The organism is Nocardia sp. NPDC004415 (assembly GCF_053602435.1).
Genome location: NZ_JBSGDP010000009.1, coordinates 67,472 through 91,056, shown reverse-complemented (window position 1 = coordinate 91,056; position 23,585 = coordinate 67,472). Strand labels below are relative to the sequence as shown.

At 69.4% G+C, this 23,585-nt stretch carries 21 protein-coding genes and 1 pseudogene; 8 read left to right on the top strand and 14 right to left on the bottom strand.

Annotation, left to right across the window (positions count from 1 at the left end; all coding sequences use genetic code 11):
* Positions 1-2: 2 nt before the first annotated feature.
* Positions 3-191, bottom strand: a complete 189-nt coding sequence (locus ACWEMY_RS06875) for a hypothetical protein (RefSeq protein ID WP_375929559.1) — start codon at positions 189-191, stop codon at positions 3-5.
* Between the two features lie 62 nt (positions 192-253).
* On the opposite strand from ACWEMY_RS06875, the gene ACWEMY_RS06870 reads away from it, so the two are divergent.
* Entirely contained in the window at positions 254-829 is a 576-nt protein-coding gene (locus ACWEMY_RS06870) for a maleylpyruvate isomerase family mycothiol-dependent enzyme (protein WP_452389208.1), read from the top strand.
* Between the two features lie 21 nt (positions 830-850).
* Here ACWEMY_RS06870 and ACWEMY_RS06865 read toward each other — a convergent pair whose 3' ends face one another.
* The 3 genes from ACWEMY_RS06865 to ACWEMY_RS06855 are packed head-to-tail and all read right to left on the bottom strand — an operon-like array spanning position 851 to position 8,833.
* Entirely contained in the window at positions 851-1,690 is an 840-nt protein-coding gene (locus ACWEMY_RS06865) for a hypothetical protein (protein WP_452389207.1), read from the bottom strand.
* Positions 1,680-3,419: a diflavin oxidoreductase gene (locus ACWEMY_RS06860; protein WP_452389206.1), complete on the bottom strand. Its 1,740-nt coding sequence runs from the start codon at positions 3,417-3,419 to the stop codon at positions 1,680-1,682. The genes ACWEMY_RS06865 and ACWEMY_RS06860 overlap by 11 nt, the downstream gene beginning before the upstream one ends.
* Positions 3,416-8,833: a glutamate synthase-related protein gene (locus ACWEMY_RS06855; protein WP_452389205.1), complete on the bottom strand. Its 5,418-nt coding sequence runs from the start codon at positions 8,831-8,833 to the stop codon at positions 3,416-3,418. Before ACWEMY_RS06855 ends, ACWEMY_RS06860 begins: the two co-directional genes overlap by 4 nt.
* 195 nt (positions 8,834-9,028) lie before the next feature.
* Here ACWEMY_RS06855 and ACWEMY_RS06850 point away from each other — a divergent pair.
* Positions 9,029-9,364: pseudogene (locus ACWEMY_RS06850) on the top strand (NUDIX domain-containing protein); the annotation flags it as partial.
* 97 nt (positions 9,365-9,461) lie between these two features.
* On the opposite strand, the gene ACWEMY_RS06845 reads toward ACWEMY_RS06850, so the two are convergent.
* Both ACWEMY_RS06845 and ACWEMY_RS06840 read right to left on the bottom strand, forming a co-directional pair.
* Positions 9,462-10,676, bottom strand: coding sequence for an acyl-CoA dehydrogenase family protein (locus ACWEMY_RS06845; protein WP_452389204.1), 1,215 nt, complete (start codon positions 10,674-10,676; stop codon positions 9,462-9,464).
* A 32-nt stretch (positions 10,677-10,708) separates the two neighbouring features.
* Entirely contained in the window at positions 10,709-12,103 is a 1,395-nt protein-coding gene (locus tag ACWEMY_RS06840; protein WP_375929551.1) for an acyl-CoA dehydrogenase family protein, read from the bottom strand.
* A 131-nt stretch (positions 12,104-12,234) separates the two neighbouring features.
* On the opposite strand from ACWEMY_RS06840, the gene ACWEMY_RS06835 reads away from it, so the two are divergent.
* Positions 12,235-13,653 (top strand): glycosyltransferase family 39 protein, encoded by a 1,419-nt coding sequence (locus ACWEMY_RS06835; RefSeq protein ID WP_452389203.1) that lies wholly within the window; start codon positions 12,235-12,237, stop codon positions 13,651-13,653.
* Between the two features lie 17 nt (positions 13,654-13,670).
* Here the strand turns inward: ACWEMY_RS06835 and ACWEMY_RS06830 are convergent, their stop codons facing one another.
* Positions 13,671-14,432: an alpha/beta fold hydrolase gene (locus ACWEMY_RS06830; RefSeq protein ID WP_452389202.1), complete on the bottom strand. Its 762-nt coding sequence runs from the start codon at positions 14,430-14,432 to the stop codon at positions 13,671-13,673.
* Positions 14,433-14,454: 22 nt separating this feature from the next.
* Here ACWEMY_RS06830 and ACWEMY_RS06825 point away from each other — a divergent pair, with 22 nt between their 5' ends.
* Entirely contained in the window at positions 14,455-14,859 is a 405-nt protein-coding gene (locus ACWEMY_RS06825; RefSeq protein ID WP_452389201.1) for a MerR family transcriptional regulator, read from the top strand.
* A gap of 33 nt (positions 14,860-14,892) precedes the next feature.
* On the opposite strand, the gene ftsX is transcribed toward ACWEMY_RS06825, so the two are convergent.
* The 7 genes from ftsX to ACWEMY_RS06790 all read right to left on the bottom strand — a co-directional run bounded on the left by ftsX (position 14,893) and on the right by ACWEMY_RS06790 (position 19,642).
* Positions 14,893-15,795: a permease-like cell division protein FtsX gene (gene ftsX / locus ACWEMY_RS06820; RefSeq protein ID WP_375929547.1), complete on the bottom strand. Its 903-nt coding sequence runs from the start codon at positions 15,793-15,795 to the stop codon at positions 14,893-14,895.
* Positions 15,795-16,484 (bottom strand): cell division ATP-binding protein FtsE, encoded by a 690-nt coding sequence (ftsE, locus tag ACWEMY_RS06815; protein ID WP_375929546.1) that lies wholly within the window; start codon positions 16,482-16,484, stop codon positions 15,795-15,797. The genes ftsX and ftsE overlap by 1 nt, the downstream gene beginning before the upstream one ends.
* Positions 16,485-16,544: 60 nt before the next feature.
* Positions 16,545-16,694, bottom strand: a complete 150-nt coding sequence (locus tag ACWEMY_RS06810; RefSeq protein ID WP_375929545.1) for a hypothetical protein — start codon at positions 16,692-16,694, stop codon at positions 16,545-16,547.
* Positions 16,681-17,538, bottom strand: a complete 858-nt coding sequence (locus ACWEMY_RS06805) for a mechanosensitive ion channel family protein (RefSeq protein ID WP_375929544.1) — start codon at positions 17,536-17,538, stop codon at positions 16,681-16,683. The genes ACWEMY_RS06810 and ACWEMY_RS06805 overlap by 14 nt, the downstream gene beginning before the upstream one ends.
* 73 nt (positions 17,539-17,611) lie before the next feature.
* A complete protein-coding gene (gene prfB / locus ACWEMY_RS06800) occupies positions 17,612-18,730 on the bottom strand; it encodes a peptide chain release factor 2 (RefSeq protein WP_452389200.1) in 1,119 nt (372 codons plus the stop codon).
* 55 nt (positions 18,731-18,785) lie between these two features.
* A complete protein-coding gene (locus tag ACWEMY_RS06795) occupies positions 18,786-19,031 on the bottom strand; it encodes an MmyB family transcriptional regulator (protein ID WP_452389199.1) in 246 nt (81 codons plus the stop codon).
* Positions 19,028-19,642, bottom strand: coding sequence for a helix-turn-helix transcriptional regulator (locus ACWEMY_RS06790; protein ID WP_452389198.1), 615 nt, complete (start codon positions 19,640-19,642; stop codon positions 19,028-19,030). Before ACWEMY_RS06790 ends, ACWEMY_RS06795 begins: the two co-directional genes overlap by 4 nt.
* 141 nt (positions 19,643-19,783) lie before the next feature.
* Between ACWEMY_RS06790 and ACWEMY_RS06785 the strand changes: the two genes are divergently transcribed.
* The 4 genes from ACWEMY_RS06785 (at position 19,784) to ACWEMY_RS06770 (ending at position 23,580) form a co-directional block, all read left to right on the top strand.
* Complete coding sequence (locus ACWEMY_RS06785) at positions 19,784-20,371, top strand: NADPH-dependent FMN reductase (protein ID WP_452389197.1); 588 nt, start codon at positions 19,784-19,786, stop codon at positions 20,369-20,371.
* A gap of 68 nt (positions 20,372-20,439) precedes the next feature.
* On the top strand, positions 20,440-21,225 hold the full coding sequence (hisN, locus tag ACWEMY_RS06780) for a histidinol-phosphatase (RefSeq protein ID WP_452389196.1): 786 nt from the start codon (positions 20,440-20,442) through the stop codon (positions 21,223-21,225).
* A 96-nt stretch (positions 21,226-21,321) separates the two neighbouring features.
* On the top strand, positions 21,322-23,313 hold the full coding sequence (recQ, locus tag ACWEMY_RS06775) for a DNA helicase RecQ (protein ID WP_452389195.1): 1,992 nt from the start codon (positions 21,322-21,324) through the stop codon (positions 23,311-23,313).
* Positions 23,314-23,349: 36 nt separating this feature from the next.
* Complete coding sequence (locus ACWEMY_RS06770; protein WP_452389194.1) at positions 23,350-23,580, top strand: hypothetical protein; 231 nt, start codon at positions 23,350-23,352, stop codon at positions 23,578-23,580.
* Positions 23,581-23,585: the final 5 nt, after the last annotated feature.

The window sequence follows — 23,585 nt, the reverse complement described above, 5'->3', positions numbered from 1 at the left end:
ACTCACTCGCCCGCGGGCTCCTCGGCCGACCTGCGCCGTAGCTGCCCGCGCACCAGCAGCACCCCCGCCGCCACCAGCCAGATCACCGCGTAGATCACCGCCCGCACCGGACTCCAGTTCGCCACCAGCAGGCCGACGGCCACACCGCCCGCCACGCCGAGGATCATGACCGGATTCCCTGAGCTGCCCATGCGCACGATCTTTCCACGGCGAACGCCGATGAGTTCACCGATCACGGCCCGTCCACACCGATATGGACCGTGAACTCATCGCACGCGACCTGCGCGCCGAACGCCTCGACCTCGCCGACTTCCTCGAAGAATTGACCCCCGAGGAGTGGTCGCGCGATTCACTGTGCGCGGACTGGTCGGTGCGCGAGGTGGCCGCCCACCTCACCACCGCCGACACACTCGGCGCCACCCTCGCCGGCCTGGTGCGGGCCAGGGGCGACTGGGACCGGATGAACGCCGACGCGGCCGTCGCACGCGCCGCCCGGCACACCCCGCGAGAACTCGTCGCCCAGCTGCGGGCCTTCGCCGAGTCGCCGCGCCGCTCGCCGGGCGCCGCGCCGATCGACCCGCTCGCCGACATCATCGTGCACGGCCAGGACATCGCCCGCCCGCTCGGCCGCACCCGCACCGCACCCACCGACCAGGTCCTCGCGTGTCTGGACCACATCGTCGCCAGCCGCTTCTACGGCGCCCGCAAGCGGCTGCGCGGCCTGCGCCTGACCGCCACCGACGCCGACTGGACCTATGGCACCGGCCCCGAGCGGGTCGAGGCGCCCGCGCTCGACCTGCTGCTCCTCGCGACCGGCCGCCGCCTCTGAGGCCGGAGCCGCCGACGCCCCTTACTCCGGGTGATCCGGCAGCGAGGCGATCACCGTCTCCCACGCGTCGTGCAGGTGATGACACACCGGCCCGGTCTGGGTGAGCACCGTGACGCAGCGGTTCTGGTGGTCGTAGAGCTCCACGGCCGAGGTCTTCCCGGCGACGCCGTGCGCCTCGGTGACCCAGCATTCGGCCAGCAGCGTCGGGTCCAGCGCGTATCGCGCCGCGTTGTACATCACCGCCACGTGCCCGCCCGCCCACTCGGCCATCGCCGCGCGCCCGCGATGCAGCTGCAGGCAGCCGCCGCCGGGGACGGCGACGGTGTGGGCCAGGCTGACCTCGGTGAGATGGGTCAGCAGATGCGGCACCACCCGCTCGTCGACGCGCCGCGCGCCGGTGAACGGCAGTACCCGGTAGCGCTGCGGGGACAGGTCGTCGAGGTGGGTGATCTGATCGGTCTCGCGCCAGTTCACCGTCGTCCAGTCCAGCGCGAGATCGGGTTCGGGCTCGGCCTCGGGCGCCGTTTCCAGCGCCTCCACCACGAGCCGATCCGACATCGGGGTGAGGTAGGCGCGGTGGGTGCCGTGAGCGTCGGCCAGGGTCAGCGCGCGCGGGGTGAGCACGGTGTCGGTGACCAGGCCCGGGTTCACCCGCAGCGCGATCTGCTGATCGCCGCAGCTCAACGCCTCGCCGGGCAGCGCGGGCTGCTGGTATTCGCCGGTCTGGCTGAGCAGGGCGACGTCGTTGGCGGTCACCGAGACCACGGTGCCGAGGGTGGGCAGCGCCGCGGCGACCACGCGGGGTCCCCCGGCGATGCGGCGGGCCGGGCAGCGCTCGCAGCGCCGGTTGTCAGTACACATCGCGGACGTACCGCTTCTCGCGCTTGAGTGTGTTGACGTAGGCGTCGGCCCCGTCGGCGTCGAGCCCACCGTGTTCGGCGACGAGGGCGTGCAGTGCCTTGTCCACGTCCTTGGCCATCCGGGTGGCGTCACCGCACACGTAGAAGTGCCCGCCCTCCTCGAGCCAGGCGAACAGCTCGGCGCCGTGCTCGCGCATGCGCGTCTGCACGTAGATCTTCTCGGCCTGGTCGCGGGAGAACGCGAGGTCGAGGCGGTTCAGCACGCCCGAGTCGTGCCAGCCGGTGAGTTCATCGGCGTAGATGTAGTCGTGTTCGCGGTGCTGGTCGCCGAAGAACAGCCAGTTGCGGCCCTGCGCGCCGCGCTGTTCGCGTTCCTGCAGGAAGGCGCGGAACGGCGCGATGCCGGTGCCGGGGCCGACCATGATCATCGGGGCGTCGTCGTCGCCGGGCACGCGGAAGTGCTTGTTGGGCTGCAGGAAGATCTTGGCGCCTTCACTGCGGTCGGCCAGGAAGGTCGAACACACGCCGCCGCGTTCGCGTCCGGCGCCCTGATAGCGCACGCTGGCCACGGTCAAATGGATGTGGTCGGGATGCGCCAGCGAGCTCGACGAGATCGAATAGGCCCGGTGCACAAGGGGTTTCAAGAGCCCGACGAACTCCTCGAGGCTCAGCGCATCACCGCCGATGCGCAGGATGTCGAGGATGTCCTTGCCGTAGAGCCAGCGATCCAGGACCTCCTTCACCCCGCCGCGCAGTACGTGCGAGAGTTCCTCGTGCTCGGCGCGGCTCTCCACCTCGCTGAGCAGATCCTTGGACGGCGTGCTGATCTCGTAACGGTGCCCGAGCAGCTCGCCGAGCGGTTCGCCGCCGACGAGGGTGTCGGGCGAGACCCGGAAGTGCTCGGTGATGGCCGCGACCAGCGCGGGATCGTTCTCCGGCACCACGGCCAGCGCGTCGCCCGCCTCGTAGACGATGCCGCTGTCGGCGAGTGCGAACTCGAAGTGGCGGATCTCCTTGCCCGAACCGGCCCCGGACAGCACCCGGTTCACCGGCAGCAGCGCCGGATACGGGTTCTTGCGGGTCCAGCCGGAGCGGGCCACCGTGCTCGGCGGTGGAGTGCCCGGGTTGCCGCTGGCCCCGGCCAGGGTGACCAGCGTCGAGACCGCGCTGTGCACCCATTCGGCGGCCGCGGTCTCGTAGTCGATGTCGCAGTCGGCCCGGCCGACGATGCGGTGCGCGCCGAGCTGCTCGAGGCGGGTGTCGATGAGCTTGCCCGCCTGACAGAACCCGTCGTAGCCGGTGTCACCGAGCGCGAGCACGCCGTAGGCCACCCCTTCCAGGCGCGGCGCCGTGGTGGCCGAGAGTGCGTCCCAGAACAATTCGGCGTTGTCGGGCATCTCGCCCTCGCCGTAGGTGGAGGTGATGATCAGGACGTACTCGAGTCCGGCGAACTCGTCGAGGGCGATCTCGTCGAGCCCGCTGACGGTGGCGTCGAAGCCCTGCGCCTTGGCCGCGGCGGCCGCGTCACCGGCGACGCTCTCGGCATTGCCGGTCTGCGTGCCGTAGAGGATGCGCAGCGGCACGCGCGGTGCCCCGGTGTCGGTGGCGGCCGCGGGCGGCGCGGACAGGTTCATCGCCAGCCGCGAGTGCAGCCCGGCCAGGAAGCCGGACAGCCAGGCGCGCTGGTCCTCGTTGAACGGGGCGTCTTCGGGAATGTAGGCGATTTTCATGCGCTCGTGATCGTTTCGAGGGTGGGGCCGGACAGGGCGACGACGGGAACGGCCTGGTGGGCGAACAGTTCCTCGAACGACGGCAGCCTGCCGATCTTGTCGATGTTCTTGGCGGTCTGGAACAGGATCCAGCCGTAGGTGCCGGGGCTGTCCATGGACCGGACATTGCGCCTGCTCAGCGCCTGCTTGTAGTCGCCCAGGCGCTTGTCGGCGACGAGGACGGCGAGATCGTCGTCGCTGAAGCCGTCGATCGCCTCGCGGGCGTACTTCTGCAGCTTCTGGATGAGGAAGAAGTCCTCGGTGAGGATCAGGTTGCGCACGGCCTTGCCGACGGCCGGGTCGTCGACCTTCGCCGGGCCCGACATGCGCGAGAGCGCTAGCTGCTGGGCCATGTTCAGCACCGTGTAGGTGTTGAGCAGGGCGAACATCTCCTCGCTGTCGGTGTCACCGTAGCCGGGCACCGAGCCGTCGAGGACGGTGCGCTGCTCGCGGTAGGACAGCTTGAACTTGCGCACCTGGTGTCCGGCCAGCGCCGCGGCGAGCTCGTCGAGCAGTTCGCGGCGGGTCTTGGCGGCCAGGATCGCGTCGGAATCCTGGTACTGCAGCAGCGCGCGCGGCATGGCGTAGCTGAGCAGGTGCCGGGTGCTGTCCCAATCCTCGAGCAGCGCACGGCCTTTCGCCGAACCGGTGGCGGCGACATGCCATTCGAGCATGGTCCGCGCGGCCATCTCGTGGAACGGCGCGTCGGTGATCGGCAGGACCAGCACCGAGTCGGCGCTCACCTTCGCGGCGAGGTCGCCGTCGGGGTTGTACTGGTAGAGGAACCCGCCGCTCATGCCGTTGGCGACGCCCTTGCCGAAGCCGCCGATATTGAGCACCGCGCCGTTGGTCATGTACTCGCACAGGAACTCGCCCACGCCCTCGACCACCGCGGTGGCGCCGGAATTGCGCACCGCGAATCGGTCACCGGCCTGGCCCTCCACGAATAATCGGCCGCCGGAGGCCCCGAACAGCGCGAAGTTGCCGATCAGCACGTTGGCGCCCTCGGCACCGCCGCCGGGGGAGCGCACCACGATGGTGCCGCCGCAGGCGCTCTTGCCGACACCGTCGTTGCAGGTTCCGGTGTGGCTCAACGTCATTCCGTCGGTGCAGAACACGCCGTAGCTCTGGCCCGCCGAACCGGTGGTGGTGACGGTGACGCTGTCGGGCAGCAGATACCGGCGGCCGCGATCGTCGGTGGTGACCGCGGGCCCGTCGGCGCCCTGGTGGTTGAGCAGGCGCTCGATATCGATGGCGAGCTGCCCGCCGACGCTCTTGTTCCGGTTGGTCAGCGCCACCGGCGCGAAGGACACGCCGCCCAGATCGAGCCGCTCGAGGAAGGCGTCGTCGATCGTGAAGTCCTTCTCCATGTAGATCGGGTCCGCCACGATCACCTCCTCGGCGACCTCGAGCATGCGGCGCAGATCCAGGGTGCCGATGCTGGAGGGATGATCGTGCAGGTGCAGCAGGTCGCTGCGCCCGCGCGCCTCGCGCAGCGAGCGCAGACCCAGCGTCGCCAGGATCTCGCGCACCTCGTGGGAGATGTTGAGCAGATACTGCGCCAGTGCGCGCGGATCGCCTTCGAACACTTCGGCATTGGTGGTGAGACCGGCCGGGCACTTGATATTGCAGTTCTTGGCCATCACGCACTTGAGCATCATCAGCGCGGTGGTGCCGAACTCGAAGCTGTCGGCACCCAGCAGCGCCGATTTCACCACGTCACTGGCGGTCTGGTGCGCGCCGGAACAGCGCAGGATCACCTTCTGGCGAATCCCGTTGGCGCACAGCGCCTGATGCACCTCGGCCACGCCGATCTCGGCGGAACGGCCCGCGTACTTGAGGCTCGTCACCGCCGCCGCGCCCGTGCCACCGGTATTGCCCGCGACATTGATGACATCGGCACCGGCCTTGGCCACACCGACCGCGATCGTGCCGATGCCCTCCGAGGACACCAGCTTCACGATCACCCGCACCCGCGCCGCCTTGCAGTCGTGGATGAGCTGGGCGAGGTCCTCGATCGAGTAGGTGTCGTGATGCGGTGGGGGAGAGACGAGTTCGACACCGGGCGTGCCGCCACGCGCCGCCGCGATCTCCACGGTCACCTTCGGCGCGGGTAGCTGACCGCCCTCGCCGGGCTTGGCGCCCTGACCGATCTTGATCTCGAGTTCCTGCAGCATCGGGTCGGCCAGATAGCCCGACCACACCCCGAAGCGCCCGGAGGCGAACTGCTTGATCCGCGACCCGCGGATGGTGCCGTAGCGGGTGATGTGCTCGCCGCCCTCACCACAGTTGGACATCCCGCCGACCATATTGGTGCCGTGCGCGACCGCCTCGTGCGCCGGAGCCACCAGCGCGCCGTGACTCATCGCGCCCGAGGCGAGGGTGCCGGTGATCTCGCTGGCGGGCTGCACCTGGTGCAGCGGAATCGATTCCGGCGCGGAACGCACCGCGCTCAGGTAGCGCTCGGCCTCGCCGGTGGCGCGCAGGCGCAGCGCGTCGTCGGCGATCTCGTGGTGTTCGATCGCGGTGCCGAAGCGCGCGTACAGCGACTCCGCCAGCACGGTGAGCCGTTCGGGTCCGTGCGCCAGCCGCAGCACGAACTCGCCGTCGACCCGCTCGCAGGACAGGCCGCGCACCTGGAAGTCGTTGTTCCCGGCGCGGGCGAACTGGCCCATCTCCGCGCGGAACTCCTCGGCGGTGTGCACGAAGTTCACATCCGCGGGCAGCGCGAGCACATCGCGCAGCGCGGCCGGGCGACGGGTGCGCTCGGCGTTCATCGCCCGCACGAAGTGGCGGTAGCCGGGGGTGATGTCGAAGCTGTCGACCGCGCGCGGGGTGAGCTGGTCGAAGCTGGTGTTGCGGTAGGCCTCGTCGTCGAGTCCGAAGGCACCCTCGAGCTGGTTGAGCGGCAGCAGCCGCAGGAAGGTGGCATCGGTCATGGCCGGGTTGTGCGGGCGGGCAGTGTCGTCGAAGGAGATGGCCTCCTCGGTCATGTCGACGAAGCCGCGCACCGCGGTGGTGCCGTAGGAGTGGCCCGCGCCCTCGGCGCGCTCCTTGAACAGGCCCAGCAGCGGGATGTCCTTGTCGCCGGTCACGGTGAGCGCGCGCGCGTGCCAGTCCGCGACGGCCGCGGCCAGCGTCGGGAAGCCGACGCCCGCCACCGCCGAGACCACATTGGGGAAGTACTTGTGCAGCACCGGGTCTGCGGTGTCGAGATAGTTCGGCTCGAAGAACTCGCCGCCGATATAGCTCTCGACCGTGCACAGCCCGACCCGGCCCATGGTCTTCATCAGCGACTTCTCGGCCGCCTTGGCGAAATGCTTGAACGCCGCGTCGGCGTCGTCACCGAACTTCTCCTCCGCGCGCATCTGCACCGCCAGCGGATACACCGCCGACGCGCCGAACCCGAGCACGGCGGCGATGTGGTGCGAGGAGCACAGCTGCCCGCTCTCGGCGATCACCGAGACCCGCAGGCGCAGGCCCTGTTCGATCAGCCGCTGATTGATCGCCGAGACCACCATGATCAGCGGCATGGCCGCGCGCTCGGCCGACACGTGCCGGTCGGTGATCACGGCGATGCCACCGGATTCGCGGGCGAAGACCTCGATCTCGTCGCACAGCGCGTCGATCGCGGCCACCAGCGCCTCGGCGTTGGCCCGCGCGTCGGTGAGGTCGACCCGGTAGCGCATACCGAACCGGCGCATCGGTGTCTGCTGCTGATCGCGGATCTTGAGCATGTCGAGGTGGGTCAGGATCGGCGAGCGCACCACGATCTGCGGTGCCGCCGTGGCGCCGCTGTTGGGCTTGGCGCCCAGCGCGACCCGCAGCGTCATGCCGTCGGCCTCGCGGATGCTGTCCAGCGGCGGGTTGGTGACCTGCGCGAACCGCTGCGAGAAGTACTTGGCGACCCCGCCCTCCTGATCGGACAGGGCGTTGATCGCCGCGCCGTAGCCCATCGCGGAGATCTTTTCCTGGCCGGTGGCCAGCATGGGGTCCATCAGGAACTTGAAGCTCTCCTGATTGAGCGAGTAGGCGACATAGCGCTGATGGCGGGTGAGATCGCCGTCGTAGCGGGCGGGCGAGCCCTGGCCCACCGGCGGCACCGGCGGCAGGTCGGCCAGATTCGTGCGCGCCTCGGTCAGCATGGCCGGGTAGTCGTGGCGCGCGGCCAGCATCTCCAGCGCCTCGGTGGTGGTGTAGGAGCGGCGCTGCGCGTGATCGAAGTAGAGCATGCCGCCCGCTTCGATGCGCCCACGATGGGTGACCTGCTCCGGCGGGAAATACACCTGCCCCGCCTCCGACATCACGCCCAGGTACTCGGCGGTCTCCACGGTGCGCAGCGGGCGCAGGCCGAGACGGTCCAGACGGGCGCCGATGATGGTGCCGTCGCCGAAGATCAGCGCGGCCGGGCCGTCGTTCTTCTCCTCGTAGAGGCTGAAGTACTCCAGCATCGCGGTGACCTGCGGGGACAGGGTGGTGTCGTTCTCCCAGGCCGGCGGCATCATCGCGACCACGGCGGTCACCAGGTCGAGCTCGTCCTCGAGCACCCGGTTCTGCAGGGTCTGGTCGAGGCGACAGCTGTCGGACTGGCCCTGCGGGCGGATGATGGCCCGGTTGCGGGCCAGCGCGATGGCGTTCTCCGACAGGCGGTTCTTCTTGTCGGTGTTGAGCTCACCGTTGTGGGCCATCAGCCGGAACGGCTGGGCCATCGTCGCGTTGGGCGCGGTGTTGGTGGAGAACCGGGTGTGGAAGAACATCGAGTGCACTTCCATCCGCGGATCGTTCAGATCGCGGAAGTAGGGCACCACCTCGTTCGAGTTGAGTCTGCCCTTGAGCACCTGGGTGCGCGCGCTCAGCGAGAGCGGGTACATCCCGAGCAGTTCCGGACGCGTGTAGGCGATGGCTTCGATCGCCATGAGCGCGTCGTGGATCTTGCGATCGTCGTCGGCCAGGAACACCCACTGGCGGATCGGCAGCTGGTACTTCGTCGCCGCCGGGCGGATGGCGTCGTCGTCGACGGGCACTTCGCGGGTGCACAGGATCTCGAAGCCCTGCGCGCGCAGCGCCTGCTCGACGACGGCCTCGGCCTCGCCGTGGAACGCCGGATCGGTGGGCAGGAAGAAGTTGCCCACACCGAACTGCCCGGGCGTCAGCGCACGCCCGGTGACCTCGCTGAAGAACCGCAGCGACAGATCCAGGTTCACACCCGCCCCGTCACCCACACCCTCCGACGACATCCCGCCACGATGCGGCACCGCGCACAGTGCCTCGTGCAGCTTGTGGATGATCTCGTGCGTCTGCACGCCGTCCTTGCGCGTCAGAAACCCGACCCCGCAACTGCTCTTCTCCAGCGCCGCGTCATACAGCCCACTCAAACGACGATTCTCCTCGGCCCGCGCCACCAACGACGCACCCACTCTGTCTTCCTCTGCCGCCCCATCCAGCACAACGGCAAATGAGCAGAGCCTAGCCTAACTAAGCCTCAGCTAAGTCCCCGAGCGTCAAGCATCACACCCCTCACAACGCGCCAAATCAGACTGACAGGTATGTGACCAGCCCCCTATGAGGCCCTCCGTCGCGAACTCCACGAGGAAATCGGCCTCACCCTGTCCACCCCACCCCCACACGTCTGGCACCGCACCGTCATCGACCCCGACTACATCCCCGGCTACGACGGCGCCCACCAGGACTACTACCTCGTCCACACCCCACCCTTCACCCCGAACGGCACCCTCTCCCCCGAAGAACTCGCCGCCGAGAACATCACCGCCTTCCGCTGGTGGACCCTCCCCGAAATCACCACCTACCCAGGCCCCGCCCTCTTCGGCCCCCGCAACCTCTCCGGCCCCCTGGCTGACCTGATCACCGGGGGAGCACCGGAACACCCGATTACCCTCGGCCTGTGATCTCGGTGCAGATGAACGTGCCGGGAGTTCGGTACTCGGAAACGAGAAATCCGGTGCGGGTCGGGATGACTCGCACCGGATTTCGTTGTCTAGCAGCTCACTTCAGCTCGGCGGAGGACTTTCCGAGGACGCGGCGGGCCACGATGAGCTGCTGGATCTGCTGGGTGCCTTCGAAGATGTCGAGGATCTTCGAGTCGCGGCCCCACTTCTCCAGGAGCAGGCGCTGCGAGTAGCCGAGGCTGCCCGCCAGTTCGACGGCCTTGAGGGAGACGTCGGTGCCGGTGCGGCCTGCCTTGGCCTTGGACATGGAAGCCTCGAGGGAGTTGGGCTTCTTGTTGTCGGCCATCCAGGCCGCGCGCAGGGCCAGCAGGTAGGCCGATTCGTAGTCGGCTTCCATGCGCAGGAACTCGGCGGCGGCGGCGTGCTGGTTCATGGCGGGGGTGTCGTAGGAGATCTCGACACCGGCGCCGGTGAGGATGGCGCGCAGTTCCTCGAGCGCGGCGCGGGCCACACCGATGGCCATGGCGGCCACCAGCGGACGGGTGTTGTCGAAGGTCTGCATGACCCCCGCGAAACCCTTCTCCACGTTGACTTCCGGCGAGCCGAGGATGTTGTCGGCCGGAATCCGGCAGTCCTGCAGCAGCAGCACGGCGGTGTCGGAGGCCTTGATGCCGAGCTTGTGCTCGAGCCGCGCCACCGACAGGCCCGGAGCGTCACGCGGGACGACGAAGGACTTGATCGCCGCGCGGCCCAGGCTCTTGTCGACCGAGGCCCACACCACGATGTGGGTGGCCCGCTCGCCACAGGTGACGAAGATCTTCTCGCCGTTGAGCACCCACTCGTCGCCGTCGAGCACGGCGGTGGTGGTGACGGCGGCGGAGTCGGAACCGAACGACGGCTCGGTGATGGCCATCGCGGCCCACACCTTGCCGAAGCGGGCCAGCTGCTCGTCGGTGGCGACCGCGGCGATGGCCGCGTTGCCCAGACCCTGGTAGGGGATGGTCAGCATCAGGCCGACATCGCCCCAGGAGGTCTCGAGCGCGTTGAGCAGCGCGGACATGTTGCCGCCGTTGGCATTGGCGACCAGGTCGGTGCCGGGCTCGTCACCGCGGCCACCGGCGGCGCCACCGATCTTCTGGGTGCCGGAGTCCGACAGGCCCTCGATCATGGCGGCCATGGTGTCGAGCTCGACCGGGTAGTCGTGCTCGGCGAGGTCGTACTTGCGCGAGATCGGACGGAAGATCTGGGAGGCGACCTGGTGGGCCTGGTTGGCGCTCGCCTTCAGCTTCTTGGGGAGTTCGAGATTGATCATGGGAAGTCTCCTGGAAGGTAAGAAACGGGCCGTTACACCAGCACGATGCCCTCGGCGACGCCGATGGCACGAAGGTCGCGGTACCAGCGCTCGACCGGGTGTTCCTTGGTGAAGCCGTGGCCGCCGAGCAGCTGCACGCCGTCCAGACCGATCTGCATGCCCTTGTCGGTGGCCAGTTTGCGGGCCAGCGCCGCCTCGCGGTGGAACGACAGGCCCTGCTCGGCGCGTGACGCACCCCGCAGGGTCACGAGCCGCAGGCCGTCGAGCTCGATGGCCATGTTGGCGACCATGAACGCCACCGCCTGACGATGCGAGATCGGCTCGCCGAACGCCTCACGCTCGTTCACGTAGGGGATCACGTAGTCGAGCACGGCCTGCCCGGTGCCGATGGCCAGCGAGGCCCAGCCCAGGCGCGCCAGCTGCACGGCGTCGGTGTACTCGGCGGCGCGGGCGACGGCGTCACCGTCGCCGAGCACGGCGTCGGTGCTCACGGCCACGTTGTCCAGGATCAGCCTGCCCAGGCCCGCGGCGCGCAGACCCATGCTCGGGTCGGCCTCGACCGACAGGCCCGCGGAGTCGGACTCGACGACGAACAGCGCTGGGCGCCCGTCGAGCTCGGCGGCCACGATGAACAGCTCGGCGTCGGCCGCGGCCGGGACCAGGCTCTTCACGCCGTTGAGGCGGTAGCCGCTGGGGGAGCGGGTGGCCTTGGTCTGCAGCGCGAACGGGTCGAACAGGGCGCGCGGCTCGGCGATGACCACCGAGGCCTGCGGCACGTTCTCGCCGGTGAAGGCGGGCAGGTAGGTCTTCTGCTGGGCGTCGGTGCCCCACTGCGACAGCGCCACGGCGACACCGCTGGGCGCCAGGATCGGCAGCGCCAGGCCCATGTCACCGTGCGCGAGGGCCTCGGCGACCAGGGAGTTGGTGACCGCGCCACGCTCGGAGGCGGCGCCCTCGAGCTCCTCGGGCACGTTGATCAGGGTGATGCCGAGTTCGGCGGCGCGCTCGAGCAGGTCGCGCGGGGCCTTGGCGGCACCGTCGGCCTCGTAGGCGGCCGGGCGCAGGATCTCCCCGGCGAAGTCCTTCACGGTCTCGACGATCATCTGCTGCTCGTCGGACGGGGTGAGGTCGAAGTAGTCCTTGGTCTTGGACTCGTTGTCGGCCAGACGCTGCGGCTTGCCGCCACCGGTGACCTTGGCGAAGGTGCGGGTGGCCGCGCCCAGCGTGCGGAACCCGGTCTTGGTGCCCTCGTAGGTGACTCGCTCGATGGGCTTGCGCAAGTTGTACTTCTCGGCGAGCTCCGACCCGGTAATGGTCGTCAAAGCGCGCATCGCGGTGCCCATCCAGTCCCGCTTGGGCTGGCTGAGGCCGACCGCGGACGTGTCGTTCGGACGTCGCTTGGTCGCGCTGTCTCGAGTGCTCATCATCACCTGATTTCCTCGGCTGTCGGGACACTGGCTGCCCCGCCTATCTTACTCCTCGGTAAGACTATCTTACTCTGGAGTAAGAAATGCAATGATCCCTTGGGAGAATCGCCGGATTCTGTCACGCTGGACTGGTGTCTGTCCTGGTGTCGGCCTTCGCGCTCGTCCTGCTGCTGACCTCCCCGCGCTACGGCTACCACCGCGACGAGCTGTACTTCCTGGCCGCCGGACAGCGCCTGGACTGGGGTTATCCCGATCAGCCGCCGCTCGTGCCCGCCCTCGCGCGGCTGGCGGCGGCGATCGATCCCGACGCGCTGTGGCTGCTGCGGCTGCCCGCCGTCCTCGCCGCCACCGGCGTGGTGGTGTGCGCCGGGTTGATGGCGGGCGTGCTCGGCGGCGGCCGGGGCGCGCGGATACTGACCGCCGCGGCCGTGGCGAGCGCGGCCCTCGTGCAGGGCGCCGGGCATCTGTTCGGGACGACGATCTTCGATCTGGCGGTCTGGTCGCTGGTCAGCCTGCTGGTACTGAAACTGGTGCGCGGGGCCGACCCGCGATGGTGGCTCGCCGTCGGTGTGGCGGTGGGGGTCGGCGTGCAGAACAAGGTGCTGATCGTCGTTCCGGTTATTGTGCTCGTCCTCGCCCTTCTTCTGACACCGCAGCGAAAAGTGCTCGCCAACAGGTACTTTCCAATGTCGATCGGGCTCGCGGCGATCCTCACCGCGCCCTACCTGTGGTGGCAGGCGAGCAACGGCTGGCCCCAGTGGACCCTGAGCCGGGCCATCGCCGCCGGTTCCTCGGGTACCTCGGACCCACCGATCATGTTCGTGCTCTTACAGTTCGGGCTGATCGGTCCGCTGCTGGTGCCGCTGTGGATGTATGGCCTGTGGCGGCTGTGGCGCTCGCCGTACCGGGCGTTCGCTCTCGCCTACGGGCTGCTGTTCGTGGTCTTCCTGGTCGCGGGAGGCAAGGCGTACTACCTCGGCGGGATGTATCCGGTGCTGCTGGCGGCCGGTGTCGTCGGGCTCACCCGGTGGCTCGGCGAGAACCGGAAGCGCTGGGCGGCAGCGGGTTCCGTCGTCGCCGTGAACGCGGTGCTGTCCGCCTCGCTGTTCCTGCCGCTGCTGCCGGTCGCGGCCGTCCCGGACACGCCGATGCTCGCGGTGAACTACGACGCGGGCGAGACCATCGGCTGGCCTCGCTTCGTCGAGCAGGTGGCCGCCGCCCGCCCGCCCGGTGCCGCGATCCTCACCGCCAACTACGGCGAAGCGGGCGCCATCGAGCACTACGGCGCCGAATACGGCCTGCCCACACCACATTCGGGCCACAACGCGTACTGGTCGTGGGGCCCGCCACCGGACACCGCGACCACGGTCCTCACCGTCGGCCTCGACCACGACCGCGTCACCGCGTTGTGCGCGAGCGTCGAACCGGCGGGCGTGATCGACAACGGCCTCGGGATCGACAACGACGAACAGGGTGCCCCGCTGTACGTCTGCCGTGACCCTCGCCATCCCTGGTCCGAGGTGTGGCCTCACCTCCGCACCCTCGGCTGACCGAGCTGATCGACGGTTCAGAGATCGTGCCGGTCCAAGAAGTCGGTGAGGAGCTTCTGCCAGGCCTCGGGCTGCTCGAGCATGACGACATGGCCCGCGTCGATCTCGACGTATTCGGCGCCGGGGATTCCGGCGGCGAGGACGCGCGAGTTGGCGGGATCTATGAGCAGGTCGGCGGTGGTGGCGACCACCAGGGTCGGCACGGTGACGCCGGCCAGATCGGCAGTGGTGTCGACCCGGGCGACCAAGTCCGCCTGCCGGTGGGTGCCGCCGGGGATCGCGGCGCCGATCGCGTCGACCAGCGCGTCGATGGCCTCGGCGGGCAGCTCGTTGAGGTGACGCGCGGAGAACCCCGTCGCCAGGATCAGCCGCGCGAAATCGGTGTGGTCCGCGCGGTCGAGGAGGTCCTGCCATCCCCGCAGGATCAGCCGCGCCCGATTGTCCGGTGCGGCGAACCCCGCGGTGAGCAGCAGCCCGGTGACCCGCTCGGGATGACGGGCGGCCGCGCGCACGGCCACCGCGGTGCCGAGGGAGAACCCGGCGATGGTGAAGGTCTCCACGCCCGCCGCGCCCGCGGCGGCCACCAGGGCGTCGGCGAGGCCGTCGAGGGTCAGCGGGGTGTCGTCGGCCGGATAGTCGGAGCCGACCACGGTGTGGGTGCGGGCGAGCGCGGGAAGCACCGGGCCGAAGTTGGCCTCGATCCCGCCGCCGGCCCCATGGGCGAGGACGAGGCCGGGGCCCGAGCCGTGGACGGTGGTCTGCAAGGGAATCGCTGTCATGTCAGCGAAGTTAGGTATTCACATGGATGTGAAGGTCAAGTCCGGAGCGAGAGATCACATGCTGATCGGTGAACTGGCCCGGCGCACCGGCGTCGCCGCGCGCCTGCTGCGCTACTACGAGGAACAGGGCCTGCTGCGGCCCCACCGCGATCCCAACGGCTATCGCACCTACCCCGAGGACGCGCTGCGCACCGTCGAACGGATCCGCGAACTGCTCGCCGCCGGACTGACCACCGACGACATCGCCGCGCTGCTCCCGTGCGCGCCCGTGGACGGCCCGGTGCAGGCCTGCGAGATGTCGGTGCGGGTGATGGCCGAGCGCACGGCCGAACTGAACCGCCGCATCGAAGTGCTCGACCGGCAGCGCGCCCAGCTCACCGCGCAGCTCGACGCCAGCCTCGCCCACGCCGATCCGTCAGCGAGCTGAGCGGCGGGACCGGCGCAGGTCCCGCCGCGCGACTCACTCGCGCACGTAGAACCGCAGCGTGAGATACGCCGTCGCCGCCGCGAAGACGATGCCGATCGGCGCGATGGTCAACGCGACCACCGCGATGTCGTCGCCGGTGATGCGCGGGAAGACATTGCTGTCGAACAGCGGACCCAGCGCCCGGTCGATCACCAGCGGCCGCGCGATCACCAGACCCAGCACCGCCAGCACTGAGCCCACGAATGCCGCCGCCACCGCCTCGAGCAGGAACGGCAGCTGGGTATACCAGCGCGTCGCGCCCACCAGGCGCATGATGCCGACTTCCGTGCGCCGGGTGAACGCGGCGATCTGCACCATGTTCAGCACCAGCAGCATGGCCGCCAGCGCCATCACCAGCGCCAGGCCGAACGCCGCGTTGCGCAGCCCGTCGAACAGGCTCACCAGCCGGTCCACGAACTCCTTGTCGTTGGCCACGATCCGCACGCCCTGGCGCGTCGCGAAACTGTCGTAGATGTGCTGGTACTGGTCGGCGTCGGTCATCTTCACCCGCAGCGAGGCGGGCAGCGGCGAATCGCTGATGTACTGCACCATCTCCGGCTGATCGGCGAAGAGCTTCTTGGCCTCCTCCAGCGCGTCGGCGCGGTTGAGGAACTGCACGCTCTCCACGCCCGAGGTCGACTTCAGGTCGGCCAGCAGCGACTTGCACGGCTCGGCCGCGCAGTCCGGGTCAGTGTCGGAGACGGCGTCGTCGAGATAGAACCGCACCTCGAGCCGGCCGATGAAGAAGTTCTCGGTCTTGTCGGCCATCCGCACCGACAGCATGCCGCCGCCGAGCATCATCAGCGATACCGCGGTGGTCAGGATCATCGCGACGGTCATCGTCAGATTGCGGCGCAGACCGTCGGCGACCTCGGTGAACAGGAAACTCAGTCGCATTATCGTCCCACCCCGTAGACGCCGGTCGCCTCGTCGCGCACGAGTCTGCCGTGGTCGAGTTCCACCACCCGCCTGCGCATGGCGTCGACGATGTGATTGTCGTGCGTGGCCATCAGCACCGTGGTGCCGATGCGGTTGATCCGTTCCAGCAGCGCCATGATGTCGGCGCTGGTCTCCGGATCGAGATTGCCGGTGGGCTCGTCGGCCAGCAGCACCAGCGGCCGGTTGACGAACGCGCGCGCGATCGCCACCCGCTGCTGCTCACCACCGGACAGCTCCGAGGGCAACCGGTTGCCCTTGCCGCCGAGGCCGACCATGTCGAGCACCTCGGGCACCGTGCGGTCGATGAACTGGCGCCGCTTGCCGATCACCTCCAGCGCGAAGGCCACGTTCTGTTCCACCGTCTTCTGCTGCAGCAGCCGGAAGTCCTGGAACACACAGCCGATGCGCTGGCGCAGCTTGGGCACCTTGCGGCCCGGCAACCGGTCGACCCGGAAGTCGGCCACCCGGATCTCGCCCGCGGTCGGCGACTCCTCCTTGAGCAGCAGCCGCATGAAAGTCGACTTCCCCGAACCGGACGGACCGATGATGAAGACGAACTCGCCCTTGTCCACGTCGACGGAAACGTTGTCCAGCGCCGGCCGCGTCGAGGTCTTGTACGACTTGGTGACGTTGCGCATGGTGATCACGGGGAGCCAGTGTAGCCAGCGACCGCCCGGTGACCTGGCCGGTGACGGGCACCGGCGGCCTCAGCGCGTCGGATCGACCCAGGCCGGGACGGTGTTGAGCAGGGTCGTCGGCGGGGTGTCGGCCTTCTCGACCGGCTTGACGAGCACATAGACGACGAACGTCGACAGCCACGCGGCCATCAGGATCGCCGTGGACTTACGTGGTTTCACTGATTCCTTCCTTCCGCAGCGCCGCGGCGACCCGTACGCGCAGCTCGCGACCCACTTCGAATTGCTTGCCCGGCAATGTGCGGGCAACCATCCGGATGTTCATCTCGTCGAGGGTGAGACCTTCCACACCCATCACCGACGGCTCGTCGAGCAGCAGCGGCTCGAGCTTGCGGTCCTGATAGGCGGTGGTGCACACCTCGTGCAGTACTTCGTTGATCTTGGTGATGTCGGCCTGGGCCGATACCGGCACGTCGATGGCGGCGCGGGCCCAGTCCTTGGACAGGTTCGTGACCTTCACGATCTGGCCGTTGGGGACGGTGATCACCTCGCCGTCGGAATTGCGCAGGGTGGTGATGCGCAGGGTGACGTCCTCGACGGTGCCCTCGGCCGGGTCGCCCGAACCGGTGACCGCGATGCTCACCACGTCACCGAAGCCGTACTGGCGTTCGGTGATGAGGAAGAACCCGGCCAGGATGTCCTGCACGATGCGCTGCGCGCCGAAACCGAGCGCGGCACCGAGCACCGCCGCCGGCGCGACCAGCCCGGTCACCGCGAAGCCCAGCCTGCGCAGGACCTCGATGCCGACCAGCACGTAGACGATGGTCAGCACCACCCAGGTGATGACCTGGGCCAGGGCGTGCCGGTGCTTGGCCGCCTCGGTGCGGACCAGCGCGTCGCTGGAGTGGAAACCGGAGTCGATCTTGCTGGTCACCCGGTCGCGGATGAACGCCGCGAAGCGCCCGAACAGCATCGCTCCGACGACGAGCAGCACGATCTCGAGCCCGCTGGATCGTAGCCAGGCGGTGATCTCGGGGGCGGTCTCGATCGCGAGGTGGTCGTTCACACGAAAAGGTTACAGGCCGGTCACGGTCCCAGGTCAAACGCGCGGACGCGCACCGCGGCGAGCGAATCGATGGCTACGCGTCGGCCTGATCGCGCATGCGCCAACGGATTCCGGATTCGATGAACCCGTCGATGTCGCCGTCGAGCACCGCCGTGGGGTTGTTCACCTCATGATTGGTGCGCAGGTCCTTGACCATCTGGTACGGGTGCAGCACGTAGGAACGCATCTGGTTGCCCCAGGACGCGCCCTCGTTGGTCTTGAGCGCGTCCATCTGGGCACGCTCCTCCTGGCGCTTGCGCTCGAGCAGCTTGGCCTGCAGCACGCGCATGGCCGAGATCTTGTTCTGCAGCTGCGACTTCTCGTTCTGGCAGGTCACCACGATGCCGGTGGGGATGTGGGTCAGGCGCACCGCGGAGTCGGTGGTGTTGACCGACTGACCACCCGGACCGGAGGAGCGGTACACGTCCACGCGCACGTCACCGTCGGGGATCTCGATGTGGTCGGTGGTCTCCACCACCGGCAGCACCTCGACCTCGGCGAAGGAGGTCTGACGGCGGCCCTGGTTGTCGAACGGGCTGATCCGCACCAGGCGGTGGGTGCCCATCTCGACCGAGAGGGTGCCGTAGGCGTAGGGCGACTTCACCGCGAAGGTGGCGCTCTTGATACCCGCCTCCTCGGCGTAGGAGGTGTCGTAGACCTCCACCGAGTACTTGTGCCGCTCGGCCCAGCGGATGTACATGCGCATCAGCATCTGCGCCCAGTCGGCGGCGTCCACGCCACCGGCACCGGAACGGATGTTGACCAGCGCGTCCCGCTTGTCGTACTCGCCGGAGAGCAGGGTGCGCACCTCCATCGCCTCGATGTCGACGCGCAGTGTGGCCCGCTCGGCGTCGGCGTCGGCGGTGGCCTCCGCGGCGGCCGCGCCCTCCTCGGCCTCGGCCAGCTCGTAGAGCACCGGCAGGTCCTCGAGGCGCTGCCGCAGGTCCTCCACGCGGCGCAGCTCACTCTGCGCGTGCGAGAGCTCGCTGGTCACCTGCTGGGCGTGGTCCTGGTTGTTCCACAGCTCCGGATCGGCGGCCTGATGCTCGAGCTCGTCGATGCGACGGCGCAGCTCCTCGACGTCGAGGACCGACTCGACCGTCTTGAGCGTGGTGTCGAGTTCGGCCAGATCGGCGATAACGTCAGGATGCACGATTCCCAAGGTTACCGGTCGCCTCCGACACGGTGAAACACGCGCACCCGCCGCGTCAGCCCGCCACGGCCCGCAGGCCACCGGGCCGCCGCCCGACCAGCCCGTCCAGCGCCGCCGCGCTCGCCGCGTCGGCGGGCAGCAGGACATACAGCGACTGGTCGTCGTCGATCGACAGCTCCAGCGATTCATACGCCAGCCGCAGCTCACCCGCCTCGGGATGACTGATCCGGTCGACCCCACCCGAGGGCGGCAGCCCCGGCAGTTTCGCCAGCCGCTCGGTGAACGCGCTCCCGGCGGTCACGTGAGTTCGTCGACCAGCGCGGCCACCACCGGATCGGCCCGGAAAGGCCCCTGCTTGAGCGAGGCCACCAGCTTGTCGGCGGCCGCGTCCCAGTCCGGATACAGCTCCCGCGCGCCGGGATGGGTGAAGACGAACCGCGCCACATTGGCGGGCTCCCCCTGCTCGAACAGCCCGCTCGGCGCCATCAGCCTGCGATACCCCTCGGTACACGCGAGCACCTCGGTGAACCGGTTGGTGATCGCGGCGGGCGCGGGCTCGAGCTGCTCGAGAATCGCACGCACCGTGGGCCGGACCGTCCGGTTGGGCCCCTGCTCGGCGGCCCCGCAGCTGAACCCCGACATCCCTTTCGTCAGTCGATGCAGATGCACCCGCTCCCGGGGACTCAACCGCAGCGTGTCGGCCAGCGCGGAGAGCACCGGCGGCGAGGGATGCCGATCCCGACCCTGCTCCAGCCGGATCAGATACTCGACGCTGACTCCGGCCAGCATCGCCACCTCGGCGCGGCGCAGGCCCGGGGTGCGGCGGCGGGGTCCGGTGGGCAGGCCGACCTCGGCGGGGGAGACCGCTTCGCGGCGGGCCCGCAGGAAGAGGCCGAGTTCGTTGTCGCTCACCTCGTCGACGGTACCGGCGGGGGAGGGGTCGACAGTGGCCGTGTCACTACCACTCTCAGCGTGGTCTCCCTGCGCGGATCGTCCAGCGGGAAAGTGGGTTTCACCGGCCGATCGGGGCCGGAATCGACACAGGAGGACAGCGTGTCCACACAGCCACTGAAGCTCGCGATCGTCATCGGCAGCGTCCGGGAGGGGCGGTTCGGTCCGGTGGTCGCGAACTGGTTCGCCGAGCGGGTCGACGACCGGTTCGACGTCGACGTGATCGACCTGGCCGAGGCCGAGGTGCCCGCTGCGCTGCCCGCGGTGCCGCCCGCCATGGACCCCGACCCGGTCCGTCCCGCGGGCATGCGTCGGCTCAGCGAGCGCTTGGCCGCCGCCGACGCGTACGTGATCGTCACCCCCGACTACAACCGCAGCTACCCGGCCGCGCTGAAGGCCGTCATCGACTGGCACTTCACCCAGTGGGACGCCAAGACCATCGGCTTCGTCGGCTACAGCGGTGCCTCGGGTGGGCTGCTCGCCATCGAGCACCTGCGCCAGGTGTTCAACGAGCTCAATGCCCACACCGTGCGCAACTACGTCTCGTTTCCGCAGTATTACCTGCTCTTCGACGAGGAAGGCCGGCTGCGGGAACCGGCCGACTTCGAGTCCGCCGCGGCGGCGATGCTCGATCAGTTGCACTGGTGGGCAAGCGCTCTGGTGGCGGCGAGGTCGGCCGTGGCGGCCTGACGCGCGACCGTGCCGGGCAGGGGGAGCCGCGACCACGCCCGCGCGGCCCCGCCGAATACACTGCCCGCGTGGCTGCCTACACCGCTGACCTGGACCTCGCCCTGCGCCTGGCCGATGAAGCCGACGCGATCTCGAAGGTGCGCTTCGGCGCCGTGGACCTGAAGGTCGACGCCAAACCGGACCTCACGCCCGTCTCGGATGCCGATCTGGCGGTGGAGCAGGTCATCCGGCGGGTGCTCGGCGCGGAACGTCCCGGTGACGCCGTGCTCGGCGAGGAGTTCGGCGGTGACGCCGAGTTCAGCGGCAGGCAGTGGGTGGTCGACCCGATCGACGGCACCAAGAACTTCGTGCGCGGCGTCCCGGTGTGGGCGAGCCTGATCGCGCTGCTCGAGGACGGCGTCCCGGTGGTCGGCGTGGTGAGCGCGCCCGCGCTGGGCAGGCGCTGGTGGGCGGCGGCCGGATCGGGGGCCTGGGTGCAGGTCCATCCGGGGGCGCCCACTCCGCTGTCGGTCTCGGCGGTGGGTGATCTCGGCGACGCGAGCCTGGCGTTCTCCAGCCTGTCCGGCTGGCGCGAACGTGGCCTGCGGGAGAACTTCGTCGACCTCACCGACGCGGTTTGGCGGGTGCGCGGCTACGGCGACTTCTTCAACTACTGCCTGGTCGCCGAGGGCGCGGTGGACATCGCCGCCGAGCCGGAGGTCTCCCTGTGGGACCTGGCCGCCCTCGACATCCTGGTCCGCGAGGCGGGTGGCACGTTCACCTCCCTGGACGGACGGCCCGGCCCGCACGGTGGCGACGCCGTGGCGAGCAATGGCCTGCTCCAGGCCGAGGTCCTGGACCGTTTGCGCGGCTGAATCCGAGTTGTCCACCTGTGGACAACTTCCGGTCGGAGCCGTGATCCGGGCCCTCGGCCGGGCTGCGAGGCCGCCGCTCGCTCGTAGGATGGCCCGGTGAGCAATTCCGGCGCCACAGCCCCCGACATCGACGACTTCCCGCCCGAGGACTACCCGCCCGACGACGCCTACGCGTCCGCCGGCGGCTACGTCTCCGAGCACGACTTCGACGACACCGGCGGCTTCCACTTCGACGATCTCGCCCCGGCCGGCCCGGCCAGGGCGGCGGCTCCGGGACGCCCGGAGACCGCCGAGGAAGTGCTGCGCCGGGTCTTCGGCTACGACAGCTTCCGCGGTGACCAGGCCGCCATCGTCGAGCAGGTCGTGGGTGGTGGCGACGCGCTGGTCCTCATGCCGACCGGCGGCGGTAAATCGCTGTGCTACCAGGTGCCCTCGCTGGTCCGCCCCGGTGTCGGGGTCGTCGTCTCGCCGCTGATCGCGCTCATGCAGGACCAGGTCGACGCCCTGAGCGCCCTCGGGGTGCGTGCCGGGTTCCTCAACTCCACCCAGTCGCCGGATCAGCGCCGCACGGTCGAGGCGCAGTTCGTCGCCGGTGACCTCGACCTGCTCTATCTCGCGCCGGAACGGCTGCGCCTGGAATCCACGCTGCGGCTGCTCGACCGCGGCACCGTGGCGCTGTTCGCCATCGACGAGGCGCACTGTGTCTCGCAGTGGGGCCACGATTTCCGGCCCGACTATCTGGCGCTGTCGCTGCTGCACGAGCGCTGGCCCGATGTCCCGCGTATCGCGCTCACCGCGACCGCCACCGAGAAGACGGCCGCCGAGATCGTCGAGCGGCTCGATCTCGGCGCCGCGAAACAGTTCGTCGCCAGCTTCGACCGGCCCAATATCCAGTACCGCATCGAGAGCAAGAACCGTCCCGACCGCCAGCTGCTCGAGTTCATCCGCGCCGAGCACGCCGGTGACGCGGGCATCGTCTACTGCCTCTCGCGCAATTCGGTCGAGAAGACCGCGGCCATGCTCACCGAGAACGGCGTGCGGGCGGTGCCCTATCACGCGGGCCTGGACAATCGCACCCGCGCGGAGAACCAGGCCCGGTTCCTGCGCGAGGACGGCCTGGTCGTGGTGGCCACCATCGCCTTCGGCATGGGCATCGACAAACCCGACGTGCGCTTCGTCGCCCACCTCGACCTGCCCAAATCCGTCGAGGGCTACTACCAGGAGACCGGCCGCGCGGGCCGCGACGGCCTGCCGTCCACCGCGTGGATGGTCTACGGCCTGGCCGATGTCGTGCAGCAGCGCAAGATGATCGACTCCAGCGAGGGTGACGCCGCGCACCGGCGCCAGCTGCAACTGCACCTCGACGCCATGCTCGCGCTGTGCGAGACGGTGGGCTGCCGCCGCATCCAGCTGCTCAACTATTTCGGCCAGCCCGGCAGTGCGTGTGGCAACTGCGATGTCTGCCTGAACCCGCCGCAGACCTGGGACGGCACCGTCCCCGCACAGAAGATGCTCTCCACCGTGCTGCGCCTCAAGCGCGAACGCGGCCAGGCCTTCGGCGCGGGTCACCTCATCGACATCCTGCTCGGCAAGTCCAATCCGAAGATCACCCAGCACCGGCACAACGAACTGTCGGTCTTCGGCATCGGCACCGATCTGCGCGACACCGAATGGCGCGGCGTGGTCCGTCAGCTGCTGGCCGGTGGCCTGCTCGCCGTGCAGGGCGAGTACGGCGTGCTCGCGCTCACCGACGCGAGCAACGAGGTGCTCTTCGAGGGCAAGCAGGTGCCGATGCGCCGCGAACCCGAACGCGCCGCCAAACCCGCGCGGGCCCCCAAGACGGCCAAGGCCGCCGTCGACCTGCCCGCCGCCGACGTCCCACTGTTCGAGCGGTTGCGCGCCTGGCGCGCGGCCACCGCCAAGGAACAGGGCGTGCCCGCCTACGTCGTGTTCCACGACGCCACCCTGCGCGAGATCGCGGCCCGCAAGCCCGCCGATCTCGCCGCGCTCGGCACCGTCGCCGGGGTCGGTGAGAACAAGCTGGCCCGCTACGGCGAGGGGGTGCTGGCGACGCTGCACGAGGAATAGCCCGTTTATCGGCGCCGCGCGCGATACTGTCGAGCCATGGCAGACGGTGACGGAGCCGACGAGGGCAACTCCGGCGGTGCGGGCGGGGCGGCCGACGCCCCACCACCGTCGTCGCGCCGCGCGACCGATCCCGTCGTCGCGCCGACCCTGCTCGGCCACCGGCACCCGGTGATCCACCGGGGCAGGCCACGCTGGACCACCGTCGGGCTGATCCTGCTCTTCACCGCCGCGCTGATCCTCTACCTCGCCCTGCGGCCCGGTGGCTGATCACG